The organism is Allobosea massiliensis (assembly GCF_042655245.1).
Taxonomy (GTDB): Bacteria; Pseudomonadota; Alphaproteobacteria; order Rhizobiales; family Beijerinckiaceae; genus Allobosea; species Allobosea massiliensis.
Genome location: NZ_JBHSLU010000167.1, coordinates 1 through 15,949 on the forward strand (window position 1 = coordinate 1; position 15,949 = coordinate 15,949).

General features: G+C 67.4%; 20 protein-coding genes. 9 read left to right on the forward strand and 11 right to left on the reverse strand.

The window, feature by feature from the left end; genetic code table 11:
- Positions 1-772, reverse strand: a 772-nt coding sequence (locus ACFPN9_RS30050) for a PAS domain-containing protein (RefSeq protein WP_377818179.1), incomplete at its 3' end; no start/stop codon positions are given.
- Between the two features lie 437 nt (positions 773-1,209).
- Here ACFPN9_RS30050 and ACFPN9_RS30055 point away from each other — a divergent pair.
- Both ACFPN9_RS30055 and ACFPN9_RS30060 read left to right on the forward strand, forming a co-directional pair.
- On the forward strand, positions 1,210-2,070 hold the full coding sequence (locus ACFPN9_RS30055; RefSeq protein ID WP_066724142.1) for an AraC family transcriptional regulator: 861 nt from the start codon (positions 1,210-1,212) through the stop codon (positions 2,068-2,070).
- A gap of 105 nt (positions 2,071-2,175) precedes the next feature.
- On the forward strand, positions 2,176-2,388 hold the full coding sequence (locus tag ACFPN9_RS30060; protein WP_066724145.1) for a DUF3126 family protein: 213 nt from the start codon (positions 2,176-2,178) through the stop codon (positions 2,386-2,388).
- 161 nt (positions 2,389-2,549) lie between these two features.
- Here ACFPN9_RS30060 and ACFPN9_RS30065 read toward each other — a convergent pair whose 3' ends face one another.
- On the reverse strand, positions 2,550-3,317 hold the full coding sequence (locus ACFPN9_RS30065; protein WP_156446635.1) for a hypothetical protein: 768 nt from the start codon (positions 3,315-3,317) through the stop codon (positions 2,550-2,552).
- A 169-nt stretch (positions 3,318-3,486) separates the two neighbouring features.
- On the opposite strand from ACFPN9_RS30065, the gene ACFPN9_RS30070 reads away from it, so the two are divergent.
- Together ACFPN9_RS30070 and ACFPN9_RS30075 are read left to right on the forward strand one after the other, a co-directional pair.
- Positions 3,487-3,813: a DUF6949 family protein gene (locus ACFPN9_RS30070; RefSeq protein WP_066724150.1), complete on the forward strand. Its 327-nt coding sequence runs from the start codon at positions 3,487-3,489 to the stop codon at positions 3,811-3,813.
- A 61-nt stretch (positions 3,814-3,874) separates the two neighbouring features.
- Positions 3,875-4,405, forward strand: coding sequence for a gamma carbonic anhydrase family protein (locus ACFPN9_RS30075; RefSeq protein WP_066724152.1), 531 nt, complete (start codon positions 3,875-3,877; stop codon positions 4,403-4,405).
- Between the two features lie 167 nt (positions 4,406-4,572).
- Here ACFPN9_RS30075 and ACFPN9_RS30080 read toward each other — a convergent pair whose 3' ends face one another.
- The 4 genes from ACFPN9_RS30080 to ACFPN9_RS30095 form a co-directional block, all read right to left on the reverse strand.
- On the reverse strand, positions 4,573-5,205 hold the full coding sequence (locus ACFPN9_RS30080) for a transglutaminase-like cysteine peptidase (RefSeq protein WP_066724154.1): 633 nt from the start codon (positions 5,203-5,205) through the stop codon (positions 4,573-4,575).
- Positions 5,206-5,375: 170 nt separating this feature from the next.
- Positions 5,376-6,071: an HAD hydrolase-like protein gene (locus ACFPN9_RS30085; RefSeq protein ID WP_066724156.1), complete on the reverse strand. Its 696-nt coding sequence runs from the start codon at positions 6,069-6,071 to the stop codon at positions 5,376-5,378.
- 95 nt (positions 6,072-6,166) lie between these two features.
- Complete coding sequence (locus ACFPN9_RS30090) at positions 6,167-6,781, reverse strand: PilZ domain-containing protein (RefSeq protein ID WP_066724174.1); 615 nt, start codon at positions 6,779-6,781, stop codon at positions 6,167-6,169.
- Positions 6,782-6,843: 62 nt separating this feature from the next.
- The gene (locus ACFPN9_RS30095; protein WP_066724176.1) at positions 6,844-7,416 is read right to left on the reverse strand and encodes a PAS domain-containing protein; all 573 of its coding nucleotides are present in this window, start codon (positions 7,414-7,416) and stop codon (positions 6,844-6,846) included.
- A gap of 410 nt (positions 7,417-7,826) precedes the next feature.
- On the opposite strand from ACFPN9_RS30095, the gene ACFPN9_RS30100 reads away from it, so the two are divergent.
- Positions 7,827-8,648 (forward strand): rhomboid family intramembrane serine protease, encoded by an 822-nt coding sequence (locus tag ACFPN9_RS30100; RefSeq protein WP_066724178.1) that lies wholly within the window; start codon positions 7,827-7,829, stop codon positions 8,646-8,648.
- A 163-nt stretch (positions 8,649-8,811) separates the two neighbouring features.
- Positions 8,812-9,243 carry a CBS domain-containing protein gene (locus tag ACFPN9_RS30105; RefSeq protein WP_066724180.1) on the forward strand — a complete coding sequence of 144 codons (432 nt, stop codon included), beginning with the start codon at positions 8,812-8,814 and terminating at the stop codon, positions 9,241-9,243.
- Positions 9,244-9,259: 16 nt separating this feature from the next.
- Here ACFPN9_RS30105 and ACFPN9_RS30110 read toward each other — a convergent pair whose 3' ends face one another.
- The 3 genes from ACFPN9_RS30110 to folE all read right to left on the reverse strand — a co-directional run bounded on the left by ACFPN9_RS30110 (position 9,260) and on the right by folE (position 11,505).
- On the reverse strand, positions 9,260-10,231 hold the full coding sequence (locus tag ACFPN9_RS30110; RefSeq protein ID WP_066724183.1) for a patatin-like phospholipase family protein: 972 nt from the start codon (positions 10,229-10,231) through the stop codon (positions 9,260-9,262).
- 138 nt (positions 10,232-10,369) lie between these two features.
- Positions 10,370-10,774 carry a phosphoribosyl-AMP cyclohydrolase gene (gene hisI, locus ACFPN9_RS30115; RefSeq protein WP_066724186.1) on the reverse strand — a complete coding sequence of 135 codons (405 nt, stop codon included), beginning with the start codon at positions 10,772-10,774 and terminating at the stop codon, positions 10,370-10,372.
- A gap of 89 nt (positions 10,775-10,863) precedes the next feature.
- Complete coding sequence (gene folE, locus ACFPN9_RS30120; RefSeq protein ID WP_066724189.1) at positions 10,864-11,505, reverse strand: GTP cyclohydrolase I FolE; 642 nt, start codon at positions 11,503-11,505, stop codon at positions 10,864-10,866.
- A 184-nt stretch (positions 11,506-11,689) separates the two neighbouring features.
- On the opposite strand from folE, the gene ACFPN9_RS30125 reads away from it, so the two are divergent.
- On the forward strand, positions 11,690-12,139 hold the full coding sequence (locus ACFPN9_RS30125; protein ID WP_066724192.1) for an iron-sulfur cluster assembly scaffold protein: 450 nt from the start codon (positions 11,690-11,692) through the stop codon (positions 12,137-12,139).
- Between the two features lie 2 nt (positions 12,140-12,141).
- Here ACFPN9_RS30125 and ACFPN9_RS30130 read toward each other — a convergent pair whose 3' ends face one another.
- Positions 12,142-12,888: a phosphatase PAP2 family protein gene (locus ACFPN9_RS30130; RefSeq protein ID WP_066724194.1), complete on the reverse strand. Its 747-nt coding sequence runs from the start codon at positions 12,886-12,888 to the stop codon at positions 12,142-12,144.
- Between the two features lie 34 nt (positions 12,889-12,922).
- Between ACFPN9_RS30130 and yidD the strand changes: the two genes are divergently transcribed.
- Positions 12,923-13,357 carry a membrane protein insertion efficiency factor YidD gene (gene yidD / locus ACFPN9_RS30135; protein ID WP_082735057.1) on the forward strand — a complete coding sequence of 145 codons (435 nt, stop codon included), beginning with the start codon at positions 12,923-12,925 and terminating at the stop codon, positions 13,355-13,357.
- Here yidD and ACFPN9_RS30140 read toward each other — a convergent pair.
- The gene (locus tag ACFPN9_RS30140) at positions 13,287-13,520 is read right to left on the reverse strand and encodes a cysteine rich repeat-containing protein (protein WP_245282283.1); all 234 of its coding nucleotides are present in this window, start codon (positions 13,518-13,520) and stop codon (positions 13,287-13,289) included. The two genes, yidD and ACFPN9_RS30140, sit on opposite strands and share 71 nt — an antisense overlap.
- A 299-nt stretch (positions 13,521-13,819) precedes the next feature.
- Here ACFPN9_RS30140 and thrS point away from each other — a divergent pair, with 299 nt between their 5' ends.
- Complete coding sequence (gene thrS / locus ACFPN9_RS30145; protein WP_082735055.1) at positions 13,820-15,829, forward strand: threonine--tRNA ligase; 2,010 nt, start codon at positions 13,820-13,822, stop codon at positions 15,827-15,829.
- Positions 15,830-15,949 lie beyond the last annotated feature (120 nt).

Consider the following 15,949-nt stretch of genomic DNA (forward strand, 5'->3'; position numbering starts at 1 on the left):
ACTCCATCTGCTCCTCGTTCTCCTTGGAGGCGGTGATGTCGGTGGCGTATTTCACCACCTTCACCGGCGCGCCCATGGCGTCGAGGATGGGGTTGTAGCTGGCCTGGATCCAGACGGTCTTGCCGCCCTTGCCGATGCGGCGATACCGGCCCTCGTCATACTCACCGCGACGCAGCTTCTCCCAGAACTGGGCATAGGCGGGGATGCTGCGCTCTTCTTCCGCCACGAAGATGCGGTGGTGGCGACCGACGATCTCGTCCAGCGCATAGCCGGTCACGGCGAGAAAATTGGCATTCGCGTGCAGGATGTTGCCTGACAGATCGAACTCGATCACGGCCTGCACTTTTTCGAGGGCGATGAGCTTTCCCTCCATGTCGGCGATTTCGCTCTTGTGAGCGGTGATGTCGGTGGCGAACTTCACCACCTTCTTCACCTTGCCGCTCTGGTCCATCACGGGCGTATAGATCGCCTGCAGCCAGATCCGCTTGCCGCCCTTGCCGATGCGCAGGAATTGCGCCTTCATCGCCTCGCCCGCCGCCAGCCGCGTCCAGAAGTGCTGATAGTCGGCCCCGGCCCGCTCGCGCGGCTCAACGAACATCGAATGATGCTGCCCCTCGATTTCGGTGAACGCATAGCCGACGGTCTGGAGAAACAACTCGTTCGCCCACACGATCTTGCCCGAGGGCTCGAATTCGATCACCGCCTGCGTGCGCCTGATGGCGGCTGCCTCTGCGGCGAGGCTGCCCATGTTGATGAGATCGCGAATCGACATTGTGTTCCCCCACCCTCGGCGAGCCATCAGGCGACGCCGCAATTTTCGTCGTAATCCCCGCAGTTAGCTGGATGGCTGTCATCGGGCAGGCAAAATGGTAGGTTGATATCTTTAAATTTGTGTAAAGCTTGCCTGACTATCGTAATGTAAATCAGGTCATGATCGGTATGACGTTTGGCAATGCTTGCCTAATAATCAATCTTTTGTGTGTATAAATTGGACCTATTTTAGAATAGCAGCTGTCGTGGCTGGGTTTTTGGCGCATTTGACTTCAGTCAATCTACCGTTTTGACGTTCGATTTTTTGATATATCAAGAAGGTCGCCTTCGGGGGTGGCCGCAATTTTTGTCAGTTTATGACGAACGGCGCGGTTGTTTTTGTCGGGGCGATCGGCCAATCTGTGTTTGTCACCGACGCGCGCTGGGCAATATTGGCTCGTGGCAAACTCCAAGATCATCGACCTCACGCTAGAGCGTCGCACCAAAGTTCACCGTTCGCATCTCGAAACTCAGGGTCATCTGATCGAGCATGTCGAGACGACGAATCCGGTCGATTACGAATTCTCCGTCAAGAGTGACCGGCATTACTTGGCGCTGCATGATCTCGTCTTCCATGATGGGCTGATGCGTGTGGAGGGCGAGAAGCCACGCCGGGGCCGCGATCTCAGGCAGACGCTGACCTTTTTTCCCGCCGGGATCTCGGTCGAGGGCTGGTGCAAGCCCACGGCGCGGCCGCAGGCGTTCACGGCCCTCTATGTTGAGCCGGAGGCGGTTCCCGAGATCGTGCAGGAGCAGCCCTGCTGGCACCGGCCGGAGATCTACTTCCAGTCGCCCGCCTTGGAACGGGTTTTCCTGCAGCTCAGAGAGACATTGCGGGGCGAGTTGCCGTTCAAGGAGCTGCTGATCGAATCCCTCGGGCAGGTTGCGGTCGCCACCTTCGCCAGCCTCCAAGCCGCCAGCGGGCCCGTCTCCCGCGCCGATCGCAAGCTGGAGGCGCCGGAGATCGGCCGGCTGAACGCCTATCTGCGGGCCAACATCACCCGAGATATCCGGCTCGAGGATATGGCCGCTGTCCTCGGCATGAGTAAATTCCACTTCATCCGCTGTTTTCGCGCGACCACGGGCCGGACGCCCTATCGCTCCCTGCTGGACCTGCGCTGCGAAATCGCGCTCGAGGCGTTGAAGGCGGGGCGCTCCGCCGTCGAGGCCGCTGCTGCATCCGGTTTCGACAATGCCGCCCAGATGTCGCGATCGTTGCGTGCCACGCTCGGCGTTTCACCCCGGGACATTCGTGGGTGATTCAGCAGTCCCTTCGTTCGCGAGGGGAGGGGCGATGGGTCTGGCGGCTTGCCCTCACCGGCGGGCCATGGCATCCGTCCGGCCAATTCGAAAAGGACCCGTCCCATGGACAAGACCGAACTCGCCAAGCTCGAGGGCTATCTGCGGCGCACCTTCAACAATCACGGCATCAGCGTGCGGGCGCGGATGAAGAAGAATGATTCGGCCGAGGTCTATCTCGCCGACGAGTTCATCGGCATCATCCATGTCGACGACGAGGACGGCGACCGCTCGTTCAATTTCACCATGGCGATCCTCGACGTCGATCTCGACGACTGACCCCGCCGCGCCGGAAATGCTACTCCGGAGGCCGTCTGACGCGGCCTTCTGCGCTTGCGGTGCTCACGAACACCAGTCCGATCCGCTCCGGTTCTCGAACGCCACGCCAGCCGACCCGCCGGAGAGCATTCCGGCAGCGGCGGGCAGCCGCCCATCAGGGTTCAGCGGATCAGACCATCGATGGTGCGGCGGACGCCGCCGAGTATCAGTTCCCAGTCGGCGATGATGGCGCGGGGAAAGCGGATGTTCACATCCATGCCGCGATGCCTGAAGGTGACGCGACAGGGCTCGTCGAGATCCGGCCCTGGCGCGCCGGAGCGGGCTGCATCGAGCGGGCAGCGGGCGGCGAAGCCGCGACCGTCCGGCACCGAGACATAGAGTTCGTCGCCTTCATAGGGCGAGCCCTTGCGGAAGCCGCGCACGACGAGCCCGCCGGGATTGGACCAGACGGTCGGCGTCAGGAAGCGGGCATAGACGGAGAGCTGCGTCTGCGGCTCGTTGACCTTGTCGGGCGGGCTCAGCGTGACGAGCAGACGCGGGCGGCCCTGGCCGGGGCCTGGCCCGATCTGGGCGGGGCCGAGGCTCGGCCAGTCGAGACGCAAACGCACCATGCCGACGAGACGGCTGGTGTCGTCGGGCTCGGCGCCGGTCAGGTGCTGCGGCACCAGCAGCGAAACGCTGCCGATGCGGGCGGGCTGGAGCGCGGGCTCGCTCGGCTCGCGCTGATGGCTCAGATGGAAGGCGAGGCCGGTTGCCAGGGCCGCGGCCAGCATGATGCCGATGCCCGCCTTGACGAGAGCGGCGTCGGCGCGCGGCGGCGGCGGGGGCGGGCGCTTCAGGCGGGCGCGCAGGACCTCGGTCAGCCCGGCGGCGGAGGTCGCGGCCGGGGCTCCATGATGAACCGGGTCCTGGGGGTGATATGCGGTCACGTCGGCGCCTTGCAAATGCACGGGCAGTGAAGCATCGCGGCGTTAACGGCGCGTAAACCATGACGCTGCCGAAGGTCGGCGCGCCCGTTAACCACTCGTTCGGACTTTTCTTCACACTTCGTCAACCATGTTGCAGGGTCCGGCCGTCGCGACCGCCGGAGCAGGCCCCTTGACGATCGACCCCGCTGCTTTCGAACTCCTCACGTCGCTGCTGATCGGCTTCGCCTTCGCGGGCCTGCTCGCCTCCGCCTTCGAACTGTTCACCGCGCGGCGGGCCGATTTCCGCCTTCTGCAGGCCGGCGGGCTGGTCGCCGTGGCGAGCGTGCCGGTGGTCGTGTTCAGCGCGCCCTTCCTGATCCTGCGCAATACGGTGCGCGGCCGGCGCATCGAGGGCAGGCCGCTGGTGTTCGTGATCATCGCCGGGCTGATCGCCTCGGTCTGGAGCATCCTCTCCGGCCGGGTGGTGCTCGACCTGCTGCACGTGCTGGCGACTTGACGAAGGCGGCGGCGCCCGGTCACTCCTGAGGCCGCCCCAGCGCGCGGAAGGACGACCGGTCATGCCTCTCTATGCTCTCGACGGACAAGCGCCCGAGACCCCTGCCGCGGGGCAATGGTGGCTCGCGCCCGATGCGCATGTGATCGGCCGCGTCAGGCTCGCCGTCGATGTCGGCATCTGGTTCGGCGCCGTGCTGCGCGGCGACAACGAGTGGATCGAGATCGGGCAGGGCAGCAACATCCAGGAAGGCTGCGTGCTGCACACCGATATGGGCTCGCCGCTGGTTGTTGGCGCCAACTGCACGATCGGCCATCGCGCCATCCTGCATGGCTGCAGCATCGGCGAGAACAGCCTTGTCGGCATGGGGGCAACGGTGCTGAACGGCGCCAGGATCGGCCGCAACAGCCTCGTCGGGGCCAATGCGCTGGTGACCGAGGGCAAGGAATTCCCGGACAATTCGCTGATCGTTGGTTCGCCGGCGCGGGCGATCCGCACACTGGACGAAGCGGCCTCTGCCGGCATCACCGCTTCCGCGCAAGGCTATGTCGCGCGCTGGAAGCAGTTCGCCGCCGGGCTCGTGCGGCTGGACTGAGCGTATCCCCGAAAAGAAGCGGGCCGGCTCCCCGGGGAAGGGAGCCGGCCCTTGGCGAAACCCGGCATTGGGGACGGGTGGGTGGGGACGTGACCAAGTCTCGCCGTCCGGACGGACCGGGAACCGGTCCGTGTTCAGCCGTCGCGCCCGTCCCGGCGCGACGAAACTCAGCGCACCGAGGCGACGGTGGAGGTCTGAGCGCCGCCGAGCGAGGTCCAGCCGGTGCGCAGCTGCGACTCGCGCTTCACATAGACGTAGCCGGTCTGGCTCCAGGGCAGGACCGCGTTGCGCTTGTTGTCGAGGATGAAGTCGCCCCGGTCGGTGCGGATCATGAGCACGGCATGGCCGGCATTATCCTCGTCGATCACGACGGTCATCGGCATGGCGCGGCGCGGCACGCCGGCTTCCGCCAGGCGCTTGCGCTTCAGCAGCGCGAAATCCTCGCAGTCGCCCTTGCCGTCCTCGGGCAGGTCCCAGCGATCGACCACGCCCCAATGCTCCTCGTCGGTGACCGCCTCGATCTCGCGGTTGACCCGGCTGTTCACCGACAGAATCATCTTCCAGAGCTTCGGCGTCATCTCGACGCGATCGGCCTCGCGGAGATCGACGCGGCATTCCGCGGGGCTGCGCCGGCAGAGATCGCTCCAGGCATAGGGCGCCCGGGCGTCGCCCGAGGCATCGGCGGGCGCCGTGGCGACCGGAATGGCCCCCGTCGCCTGGGCCTGAGCCGGAAGAGCGGCGCCGGCCGCCAGGATGATCGCGAAAGCCGTCCCGATGAGGTGGCGGTGAGTCATAGGCATGTCGTCCCCTTTCTGTCCCTGGGGTGGACGATGCCGCCGGCTCATGGATTTGGCTTGAAATGAAAGCGAACAATTGTAGCGAATCGGCCGAAGATATCTGCCGGCACGAGTCAGTATAAATCAGTGGAAAAACGGCCTCGTGCAAATTCCGTGGCCGGATTCAGGGCGCGTTAATTATCGCGGCTGGCCTGGATACCATGCATTAACCGTTCCGCGGCCGCTGAGGCCGGGAGCGTTCCGGCAAACAGGCGAGGGACGATCTCGCCCCTGTCCGCGAACAGGAACTCCGGCGCCAGCGCCTCGAGAGCCGCGGGGCTGGTGAAGCCCCAGCCGACCGCACCGAAGGCCATGCCGGCCTCGCGGGCGGCCTCGCCGTCACGGATCTCGTCGCCGATGCAAAGGCAGAGGTCATGTTCGACGCCGGCGCGCCGCGCGATCTGGCGGAACTTCGCCGCCTTGCCGAACAGCCCGGCCCCGCAGGCGAAATGGCTGAACAATGCGGACAGCTCCGGCCCCAGCGCGCGGCGGATGTTGCGTTCCGTATTGGAGCTGACGATGGCGAGCACGAAACCGGCGGCGCTCAGCTCGCGCAGCATGGCGTCGCAGCCGGGAAAGAGCGGGGCGGGCTCGCCGTCATCCGTGGCGAGGCGGCGCATGTGCCGCGCGATGAAGGGCAGCTTCCAGGGCTTGATGCCGAGATGGTCCAGCAACTGGCGGGCGCTGTAGCCGCGCAGCCCGTCGACCTCATGCGCCTCGACGCGGCGGAAGCGGTAGCGTGCCGCCACATCGTTCAGCACGGCCGTGAACCACGGAAAGGTGTCGGCGAGCGTGCCGTCGAAATCGAAGATGACCAGCTTGTACGCCATGCCCGCGTTCTGCAGCGTTTCAGACCCTGCAGGCTATGGCGGCTGCGCTGAGCCGGCGCAAGCATCCGCGCGGTGCGGGATGCCTCTGGCGGCGCTCAGAGCTCGAGATTCTCGTCGAGAAGGTCGGCCGAGAGCGGGAAGCGGAACTCGGCCGCATAGCCGCCGTCGAAGCGGCGGACGATCTTGGCCGGCGTCGAGCCGACGCGCAGCGGCGTGTTCAGCGGCAGGTCGAGATCGGTGGTGAAGGCGGTGCCGGACAACGAAATGTCGATCAGGCGGACGACATGTTCCGCACCGTCCTCCATGGTGACGACGGCGCGCGGGTTGCGCGGCACGATGCGCTCGTGGCGGCGGTCCTCCGGCAGGCCGAGCTCCTCGCGGTTGGCGAGCCAGGTCAGCTGGGCGGTGAACTTCTCGCGCTTGCGGCTGGTCGCGGTGATCGTCATCGCGAAACCTTCCATCGTCGTGCGCACGCAGGTGCCCTCGATGCGGCCGAGATGTTCGAGATAGACGATGACGCGGTCGCCGGGATTGGCCCGGGCCGGGGCGGCGAGATGGACGCCGCCGGGCGAGATGTCGATCGACTGGCAGGGGTATTCCATGCGGTTGGGCAGCATATAGCGGCCCAGCAGCACGACCTTCATGCGATGATGGCGCCTGCGCTCGGCAGTGCGTGCAGCCGTCCGGGGCGGTTGTAGGGCGCTCAGCATCGAGGGTCAGCCTGCTTTCGGCGCCGATCCTACGGGCGGGCTGGTTAACGCATGGTTGTAGCTCAGGCGCGTCCACCCGGCAGAACCATGAATTTCGGCGGCTGGCCGCGCGTGGGCGTGGCAGCCGGCTGCCGCAGCGAGATTCCGGGCCAGAGCATGCGCAGCGAGATCATCCGCATCGACTCGATGGTGTCGAGGCCAAGCCATTCCGGGGCCGCGGAGGCGGAGAGGGCGCCCAGCATCCGGGCATGGGTCCGGCCGCGATAGCGCAGCGGCAGCAGCAGCAGTTCGAGATAGACCGGTGCCCCGGTCGCCGTCTCGGCCGCCATCCCGGCGACGGCGCCGGCGCTTTCGTCCATGACCGTCTGGGTCAGCCGGCGCATCTCGGTCTGGGATCCCACATCGGGCCACAGGGCGCTGAAGGCGCGGCCCTTCAACTCCTGGCCGAAGAGGGCGCAGAGCCGCGTGCCCGCAAGCCTGAAGACAGGTCCGATGGGTTCATTCTCCAGAACGAAGGTGTCGGCGAGCGCATGGCGCAGGGCGCCGGGCTCGATTTCGCCGCGCTCGGGCGCCGAGCGCTCTCCACGGAGAGCGTCCCAGTACTCGAAGACGAGGCGAGTGCTTGTGTTCTTCATTCCGGTACCCAGTGCTGCGGCCTCTTGCCCGGACCCCTGCCCATCGTCCCGCGATGGCGCAGAACCGTCAGGTGGCGGGACGAATCGGCCCTTCGGTCGGCGAAGGACGCAGGCGTCGTGCCGTCTTGCCACGGCCGCCGCTCGCTGTTCGGGTGAACGGTGCATTAGGGTTAACAGGACCTTTCGATTGTGGATAACCAACTAAAATGATTATCAAATTTTAGATTTCGTCGCCGGCTCGGGCGGCGTCCGGAGGGGGGCGGTGGGGACGTGACGTGTCGCGGGGTTAACGATCCCGCGCCCGCACCGCCGGGTGAAAGGGGAGCGGCGACGAGCCGTTCCCCTTTTTCCGTCATCCGCCCCGTCTGATCGCTTGCCAGAGCCGGCGCCTTCGGCAAGGGTTGGCGCGCATGTCCCATCCCGTTCCCGGCCATCCCGCTCCAACCCAGCGCGAGCCGATCCTCAACCTTCCCGCCGTCATCGTCTGGCTCGCCGTGATCCTTGCGGCGATCCAGGGCCTGCGCTCGTTGCTGCCGGCCTATGAGGACTACATGCTGCTGTCCTGGCTGGCCTTCGTGCCGGCGCGTGTGACGCTGTGGCTGTCGCCGGAGCGGCTCGAGGAGATGGTTTCGGCGGTGGCGGGTTCGGCGACCGGCCAGGACGTCGCCAGCCGACTGCAACTCGTGCGGCTGCTGCTGGCCGATGGCGGGCCGCGGCTCTGGACCCTGCTGACCTATGGGCTCCTGCATGGATCCTGGCTGCACCTCGTCACCAATCTCGTCTGGCTGGCCGCCTTCGGCAGCCCGGTCGCGAGGCGGCTGGGGGCCGGGCGCTTCCTGAGCCTGATGGGGCTGTCGACGATCGGCGGCGCGTTGCTGCACTGGTTCGCCCGCGAACTCGACGTGCTGCCGCTGGTGGGCGCCTCGGCCGCCGTTTCCGGCGCGACCGCCGCAGCGATCCGCTTCGTCTTCGCGCCGGGCCTGCGCTTCGGCTCGCTCGCCGACGATGCGGTGGTGCGGGCGATCCCCGCCGAGCCGATCGGGCAGCTCTGGCAGAATTCGCGCGCCATGCTGTTCATCCTGGTCTGGTTCGCGACGAACATCCTGTTCGGGGCCGGGCTGGTGCCGATTCTGGGCGAGGAGACCAGCATCGCCTGGGAGGCGCATATCGGCGGTTTTCTGGCCGGGCTGCTGCTGTTTCCGCTGTTCGACCGGGGTGTCGTCCGGCGCTAGAGCCTCCCATCCCGTCGCCTTGCCTGCGCCCCGGTCTTCCCCCACACTCGCCCTCTTCGCAGCGCTCCCGCGGTCTCGCCGGACGGTCGAGTCCGGCCCGGCCGACGGGGACAGGACGAACCCGCGCGCCGGGCAACGGCGCCACCGCAAGGAGGACGACGCCATGAATGTCGAGCAGCTTCTGGGAGACAAGGGACGCGAGGTCATCTCCGTCCAGCCGCACCGCACGCTGGGCGAGGCGGTGCGGACACTCAGCGAGCGGCGCATCGGCGCTGTCGTGGTGATGGGCGCCGACGGGGCGCTGGTCGGCATCCTCTCGGAGCGCGACATCATCCGCGCGCTGGGCGAGAGCGGCGCGGCGGCCCTCGACAGCCCGGTCTCGCGCGCGATGACGGCGAAGGTCGTGACCTGCCGCAGCCAGACCAGCGTCGACGAGCTGATGGAGATCATGACCTCGGGCCGCTTCCGGCACGTACCCGTGGTCGAGAACGGCCGCGTGGTCGGGCTCGTCTCGATCGGCGACGTGGTCAAGCACCGCGTCGCCGCGATCGAGGCCGAGAGCCGGGCGATGCGCGACTACATCGCCATGGCCTGAGGCTTCGACGCGCGCCTCAGGCCGAGAGGCGGCTGCCGGCGATCGCCGTCTCGATCTCCTCGAGGCAGCGGCGCGTCGCCTGGCGGCCGAGTTCGATCGTCTCCTGGGCGCGGTGAAAATCGAACAGGCCGGTGCGGCCGAGCTTGGGGCCGATCATCACGTCCGGCGGATCGCCGGCCAGGCGCGAGCGCGAGATGCGATCCTGCGTGATGTTGAAGGCGTCGATCATGACGCCGGCGAGGCCGGGCCTCGCCTCGCCCTGGCGCCCGACCAGGCCGCGCACGCGCCGCGCCGCGCCGGTGATGCCGCCGAGCCAGCGCGAGGTCGGGCGGACGTCGAGCTCCGGCACGAGTTCGGGGTCGGGGTCGGCCGCATGCTGCTGGATGATGGTGCCGCGGCCGGCGAGATCGCTGTTCAGATTGACGCAGATCACGATGTCGGCGCCGAGGGCGCGCGCCGCCGTCACCGGCACGGGATTGACCAGGGCGCCGTCCATCAACCAGCGGCCGCCGAGCTTGACCGGGTCGAACACGCCGGGCAGCGCGTAGGAGGCGCCCAGCGCATCGACGAGCGGGCCCTGCGTCAGCCAGATCTCATGCCCGGTGCCCAACTCGGTCGCGATCGCAACGAAGCGCGTGGGCAGGCCCTCAATGCGCTGGCCGGCGAGATCGCGCTCCAGCAGCCGCTTGAGCCGCCCGCCGCCGATCAGACCGGCGCCGCCGATATGGAAATCCATCAGACCGACGACGCGGCGCTTGGTCAGGCCGGTGGCGAATTCGGTCAGTTCACCGAGCTTGCCGGCGGCGAAGCAGCCGCCGACGACCGCGCCGATGGAGGTGCCGGCAATGACGTCCGGCTTCAGGCCGGCCTCCGTCAGCACTTCGAGCACGCCGATATGAGCCCAGCCGCGCGCCGCGCCGCCGCCAAGGGCGAGCCCGATCTTCGGCCGCCCGTTGACGGCTGGACTGGCCATGCTGGCGTCGTTCATCGTTTCGATCCCCGCGATCGTTCTTCCCGAGCACTGAGGCAAGGGGCCTGCCAGCGCTTCGTGTCCGCCGCGTGACGGCTTCGGCAGGGTGATGGGGAAGCATGAGGAAACCGTCACCCGCGGGGGCGGACCGGCGGGTCAGACGAAACGCAGCGGTTCGGCGGCGTCCTCGCGCAGTGGCTGCACCCGGTAGAAGCAGGAGCGACGCCCGGTGTGGCAGCAGCCGCCGTCGCCGGCGACCTTCACCTTCAGCCAGAGCGCGTCCTGGTCGCAATCGACCCGCATTTCGACGATGGTCTGGATCTGGCCGGAGGTGGCGCCCTTGTGCCAGAGCTCGCCGCGCGAACGGGACCAGTACCAGGCCTCGCCGGTCTCGATGGTGCGCGCCAGCGCCTCGGCGTTCATATGCGCGACCATCAGCAGTTCGCCGGTCGTGGCATCGGTGGTAACGCAGGTGATGAGGCCATTGGCGTCGAAGCGCGGCGAAAGCGTCGTGCCCTCCTCGAGGGCCTGCTTGTCGGGGGCGGCGGGGAAGGGCGTCATGCCGGGCTCCGGAACGAAAGAGGGCGCATCCTCGGGGATGCGCCCTTGTAGAGCCGGCCGCCGCGCGGGCCAATCGGAAAGGCAGTGGCTCAGAGGCCCGGCGACTTGACCATGGTGAAGAAGCGGACCTGCTCCGAGGGTTCGTTGAAGAGGCCGGTGTAGCGCGTCGTCATGGTCGAGGAACCCTGCTTCTGCACGCCGCGCATCGACATGCACATATGCTCCGCCTCGATCAGGACAGCGACGCCCCGGGGCTTCAGCACGCGGTCGATCACGTCGGCGATCTGAGCCGTCATCGTCTCCTGCGTCTGCAGGCGACGTGCATAGACATCGACGACGCGGGCGAGCTTGGAGAGGCCCACAACGCCCTTGGCCGGATAGTAGCCGATATGGGCCTTGCCCACGAAGGGCACCATGTGATGCTCGCAATGGGAGTAGAACGGGATGTCGCGGACGAGGACCATGTCGCGATAGCCCTCGACCTCCTCGAAGACGCGGTCGAGGATCTCGGCCGCATCCTCGTCATAGCCCTTGTAGAACTCCTTGTAGGCCTTCGCGACACGCCGCGGCGTGTCCTGCAGGCCCTCGCGCGAGGGATCGTCCCCGGCCCAGAGGAGCAGGGTCCGAACAGCCTCTTCGGCCTGTTCCTGCGTCGGCTGCTTGATCAGAAACTTGTCGGCTGAGGGGCCCAGGGCCCGTTCGACTGACAAGGACTTAACCACAGGGTTCATGTGGCGCCTCCCGTTACGGTGATCCTGATACGCCGCCGGAGTCCGTCTGGACCATGGGGCAGGGGCGAGGCAGCGAGATTTTTTCGGGGGGCCGCTGCGCTCATCTGTGCTCTCCCCCCGACTGCGACCGCACCCTATATTGGAGATCAGGCGCCGGTCTCTCCACCCCGGCGGAGATCACGACATGCTGAGCGACGTCTACAACAAGCGCATCCTCGAACTGGCGGCCAACATCCCGCTGCTCGAACGCCTGCCCGCGCCCGACGCGACCGCGAAGGCCCATTCGCGTCTCTGCGGCTCGACCGTCACGGTCGATCTGACCATGGAGGGCGATGTCGTTACCGGCTTCGGGCACGACGTGAAGGCCTGTGCGCTGGGCCAGGCCTCCTCCTCGATCATGGCGCGCCATGTCGTCGGCTCGACCGCCGAGGAGCTGCGCCGCGTGCGCGAGCAGGCCCGCGCCATCCTCAAGGAGGAGGCCGACCCGCCCGAGGGGAAATGGGCCGATCTCGCCATGCTGGTGCCGGTGCGGGACTACAAGGCACGCCACGCCTCGACGCTGCTGACCTTCGACGCGGTCGTTGATGCGATCGGCCAGATCGAGCAGCGGCGACAGGCCGCCGCCGTCGCGTGAGGCTATTTCAGGCCGAGCGCCAGCCGCGTCTCGGCCCGCGTCTCGTCGAAGCGGGCCCGGAAGGCGCGGTCGGCGAGCAGGGCCTTGGCGACGGCCCGGCCGGCCTTGTCGCCCGCGGCGAGGTCGCTGCGATAATGGAAGCCGCAGACGAGGCGGCTCTCGCCATAGTCCTTGACCCGCTGCTCGAGCCGTTCGGCGAGTTCCGGGGCGGCGGTGCTGAGCAGCTCCGCATAGAGCGCAGCCGTCGCCGCATGGCCGGCCGGGAAGGAGGTCCCTTCCGGGCGCCCGCCGGGGCACGGCTTGACGCGGACCTTGTTCCACACCGTGAAGGGGCGCTGGCGGTTCGTCAGGCGGCGCACGCCGAGCAGCACGATGCCGAGCTCGATCTGCGCCTCGCGATAGAGCAGCCGCACCTCGCGGTGCTCGTTGCCGGCGAAGGGGATGTCGGCGCCTTCGAGGAAGCGAGCCAGCGTCTGGTACTGGTCGGCGATCGCCGCCTTCTCGCGCTCTGGCGTGCGGTTCAGTGTGATCTGAAGAACCTCGTCGAACTCCCGCTTCTGTTCGGGCGAATTCATCGCCGGCGGCAGGCCGACGATCGCGGCGAGGTCGATCTTGCCGGGCTCGAGCCAGAGCAGATTGGTGCGCTGCTGGGCTCCGGCGGGGCCCGCGGCGAGGCACAGGGCCGTGGCGAGGCCGAGCGCGAGGGCTCTCAGGCCGGACGAGGCAAGGCGCGGGACGGGGCGGTGCATGGCGAATCTCGGCTGGAACGACGGGCGGGATGAGATGGCATCGCAGCAGGGATTGTCACGTCTTTTCGCGCAGGCCGCCGCTGTCAAGCGGGCGCCGCGCCGCGCCGCGCACTGGGCGATCCGGGGCTATCAGCTCAGCCTCTCGATGCTGATCGGGCGGCATTGCCGACACTGGCCGAGTTGCTCGGCCTATACCGACGAGGCGATCCAGCGCTTCGGGCTATGGCGTGGCGGCTGGATCGGCGTGGCGCGGATCTGCCGCTGCACCCCGCTCGGCACCAGCGGCATCGATCTCGTCTGCGAGGAACTGCCGCCCGATGCCGCCTGGTACCGGCCCTGGTCCTATGGTCGCTGGCGCGGCGTTACCGCGCCGCCGGCCGAGGATGCCGAGGCCACGGTCAGCGCTGCGCCTGCGCCTGCTGCAGGGCGCTCCGGCAGCCCGGCGACAGCTCGGCCGCCTTCTCCTTGAAACAGGCGATGATGCGGCCGCCGCCCGGCTTCACGCCAGGGCAGAGGCGCGCGACGTCCTGGCCGCAGGCCTCACGCATGGCGTTGCGGTCCTGTGCAGCGAGCGGCGCGGTGGCGGCGGCGAGCAGGAGTCCGGCGAGAGCGGCGCTGCGGAGGGTCGGCATGGCGGAATGTCTCCTGTGGCGACGGGGTGACGCGACGATGGCCATTGTGCGGACGGCGCTTTGCCGGGCCGTGAGCGGATCGTGACGAAACGGACAGGTTCCCAGCCGGCCGGGGCCCGCTCTTTCGATGCCGCTGCCGATTGCCTGCCGCGGCGTGCTCGTATAGGCGGAGCGCTCCCGGCCCTGTCCTTCCCCGGATACGGACAGCGCCGCGCCGGTCCAGCCCTGGTCCAGCCATCCCCAGTATCCGGCCTTGTCTTACGGGGTTCGTATCCCCGAGTGAGCAGGAGCGACGATCGATGACGATCTCCCTGACCTTTCCCGATGGCGCGAAGCGCGAATTTCCCTCCGGCATCACCGGAAAGGAGATCGCCGGCGGCATTTCTCCCTCGCTGCTGAAGCGCACCGTCGCCATGGCGCTGGACGGCGTCGTCGTCGATCTCGGCGATCCGATCGCGAAGGATTCGAAGATCGAGTTCCTGACGCGGGAGGATCCGCGCGCGCTCGAACTGATCCGGCACGACTGCGCGCATGTTCTTGCGGAGGCCGTGCAGGCGCTCTGGCCGGGGACGCAGGTGACGATCGGCCCGGTGATCGAGGGCGGCTTCTTCTACGATTTCGCCCGCAACGAGCCCTTCACGCCCGACGACCTGCCGGTGATCGAAAAGAAGATGCGCGAGATCATCGCCCGGGACGCCCCCTTCACCAAGGAAGAGTGGAGCCGCGACCAGGCGAAGGCCTTCTTCGCCGAGAAGGGCGAGGCCTACAAGGTCGAGCTGGTCGATGCGATTCCGGAAGACCAGACCCTGAAGATGTACAAGCAGGGCGAGTGGATCGACCTCTGCCGCGGCCCGCACATGACCTCGGTCGGCAAGGTCGGCACCGCCTTCAAGCTGATGAAGGTGGCCGGCGCCTATTGGCGCGGCGACAGCAACAACGCGATGCTGACGCGCATCTACGGCACGGCCTTCGCGAAGCAGGACGAACTCGACGCCCATCTCAAGCAGATCGAGGAGGCGGAGAAGCGCGATCACCGCAAGCTCGGCCGGGAGATGGACCTGTTCCACTTCCAGGAGGAGGGGCCGGGCGTCGTGTTCTGGCACTCCAAGGGCTGGCGGCTGTTCCAGGAGATCCTGACCTATATGCGCCGCCGGCTGGCCGCCGATTACGAGGAGGTCAACGCGCCACAGGTCCTCGACAAGTCGCTCTGGGAGACCTCGGGTCACTGGGGCTGGTACCAGGACAACATGTTCGCGGTGAAGTCGGCCTCGGCCTTCGAGAACCCGAACGACGCGACCAAGGACCAGAAGGTCTTCGCGCTGAAGCCGATGAACTGCCCCGGCCATGTGCAGATCTTCAAGCACGGTCTGAAGAGCTATCGCGATCTGCCGATCCGGCTGGCGGAATTCGGCAATGTCCACCGCTACGAGCCTTCGGGCGCGCTGCACGGGCTGATGCGCGTGCGCGGCTTCACGCAGGACGACGCGCACATCTTCTGCACGGAAGAACAGCTCGCGGCCGAGTGCCTGAAGATCAACGACCTGATCCTCTCGGTCTATGAGGATTTCGGCTTCACCGACGACCTCGTCATCAAGCTCTCGACGCGGCCCGAGAAGTGCGTCGGCTCCGACGCGCTCTGGGACCATGCCGAAGCGGTGATGCAGAGCGTGCTGCAGACGATCGCGGACCAGTCCGGCGGGCGGATCAAGACCGAGATCAATCCGGGCGAGGGGGCGTTCTACGGGCCGAAGTTCGAGTATGTCCTGCGCGACGCCATCGGCCGCGACTGGCAGTGCGGCACGACGCAGGTCGATTTCAACCTGCCGGAGCGGTTCGGGGCCTTCTATATCGGCTCGGACGGCGAGAAGAAGCAGCCGGTCATGGTCCATCGCGCGATCTGCGGCTCGCTGGAGCGCTTCACCGGCATCCTGATCGAGAACTTCGCCGGGCATTTCCCGCTCTGGCTGGCGCCCGAGCAGATCCTGGTCTGCCCGATCACCTCCGAGGCGGATTCTTACGCCGAGGACGTGACCATGGCCTGCCTCTCGGCGGGCCTTCGGGCGCGTGCCGACCTGCGCAACGAGAAGATCAGCTACAAGGTGCGCGAGCACTCGCTGGCCAAGGTCCCGGTGATCATCGCCGTCGGCAAGCGCGAGGCCGAGGAACGCACGGTCACCGTGCGCCGTCTCGGCAGCCAGGCGCAGACGGTGATGAGCCTCGACGCCATGCTGGAGGCGATGCTGGACGAGGCGACGCCGCCGGATTTGAAGCGGGTGAAGGCGGCGCGCGCGGCGAAGGCTGCGGGCTGATCGGGCGTCATTCTCGGGCGGCGCGCGGCGCCGACCCGAGAAGCTCTCGCAGGAGAGGGTCTGGTACGAGATGGTCCTGCACGAGATGCTCGGGTCGAGCCCGAGCATGACGCGCCTACG

What these genes read in the sequence shown, in the direction of transcription:
- folE (WP_066724189.1), bottom strand. Translation starts at nt 11,505, where the DNA reads ATGAACCCTGTGGTTAAGTCCTTGTCAGTCGAACGGGCCCTGGGCCCC.
- hisI (WP_066724186.1), bottom strand. Translation starts at nt 10,774, where the DNA reads ATGACGCCCTTCCCCGCCGCCCCCGACAAGCAGGCCCTCGAGGAGGGC.
- yidD (WP_082735057.1), top strand. Translation starts at nt 12,923, where the DNA reads ATGGCATCGCAGCAGGGATTGTCACGTCTTTTCGCGCAGGCCGCCGCT.
- ACFPN9_RS30130 (WP_066724194.1), bottom strand. Translation starts at nt 12,888, where the DNA reads ATGCACCGCCCCGTCCCGCGCCTTGCCTCGTCCGGCCTGAGAGCCCTC.
- ACFPN9_RS30110 (WP_066724183.1), bottom strand. Translation starts at nt 10,231, where the DNA reads ATGAACGACGCCAGCATGGCCAGTCCAGCCGTCAACGGGCGGCCGAAG.
- ACFPN9_RS30080 (WP_066724154.1), bottom strand. Translation starts at nt 5,205, where the DNA reads ATGCCTATGACTCACCGCCACCTCATCGGGACGGCTTTCGCGATCATC.
- ACFPN9_RS30085 (WP_066724156.1), bottom strand. Translation starts at nt 6,071, where the DNA reads ATGGCGTACAAGCTGGTCATCTTCGATTTCGACGGCACGCTCGCCGAC.
- ACFPN9_RS30090 (WP_066724174.1), bottom strand. Translation starts at nt 6,781, where the DNA reads ATGCTGAGCGCCCTACAACCGCCCCGGACGGCTGCACGCACTGCCGAG.
- ACFPN9_RS30100 (WP_066724178.1), top strand. Translation starts at nt 7,827, where the DNA reads ATGTCCCATCCCGTTCCCGGCCATCCCGCTCCAACCCAGCGCGAGCCG.
- ACFPN9_RS30140 (WP_245282283.1), bottom strand. Translation starts at nt 13,520, where the DNA reads ATGCCGACCCTCCGCAGCGCCGCTCTCGCCGGACTCCTGCTCGCCGCC.
- thrS (WP_082735055.1), top strand. Translation starts at nt 13,820, where the DNA reads ATGACGATCTCCCTGACCTTTCCCGATGGCGCGAAGCGCGAATTTCCC.
- ACFPN9_RS30105 (WP_066724180.1), top strand. Translation starts at nt 8,812, where the DNA reads ATGAATGTCGAGCAGCTTCTGGGAGACAAGGGACGCGAGGTCATCTCC.
- ACFPN9_RS30060 (WP_066724145.1), top strand. Translation starts at nt 2,176, where the DNA reads ATGGACAAGACCGAACTCGCCAAGCTCGAGGGCTATCTGCGGCGCACC.
- ACFPN9_RS30095 (WP_066724176.1), bottom strand. Translation starts at nt 7,416, where the DNA reads ATGAAGAACACAAGCACTCGCCTCGTCTTCGAGTACTGGGACGCTCTC.
- ACFPN9_RS30125 (WP_066724192.1), top strand. Translation starts at nt 11,690, where the DNA reads ATGCTGAGCGACGTCTACAACAAGCGCATCCTCGAACTGGCGGCCAAC.
- ACFPN9_RS30075 (WP_066724152.1), top strand. Translation starts at nt 3,875, where the DNA reads ATGCCTCTCTATGCTCTCGACGGACAAGCGCCCGAGACCCCTGCCGCG.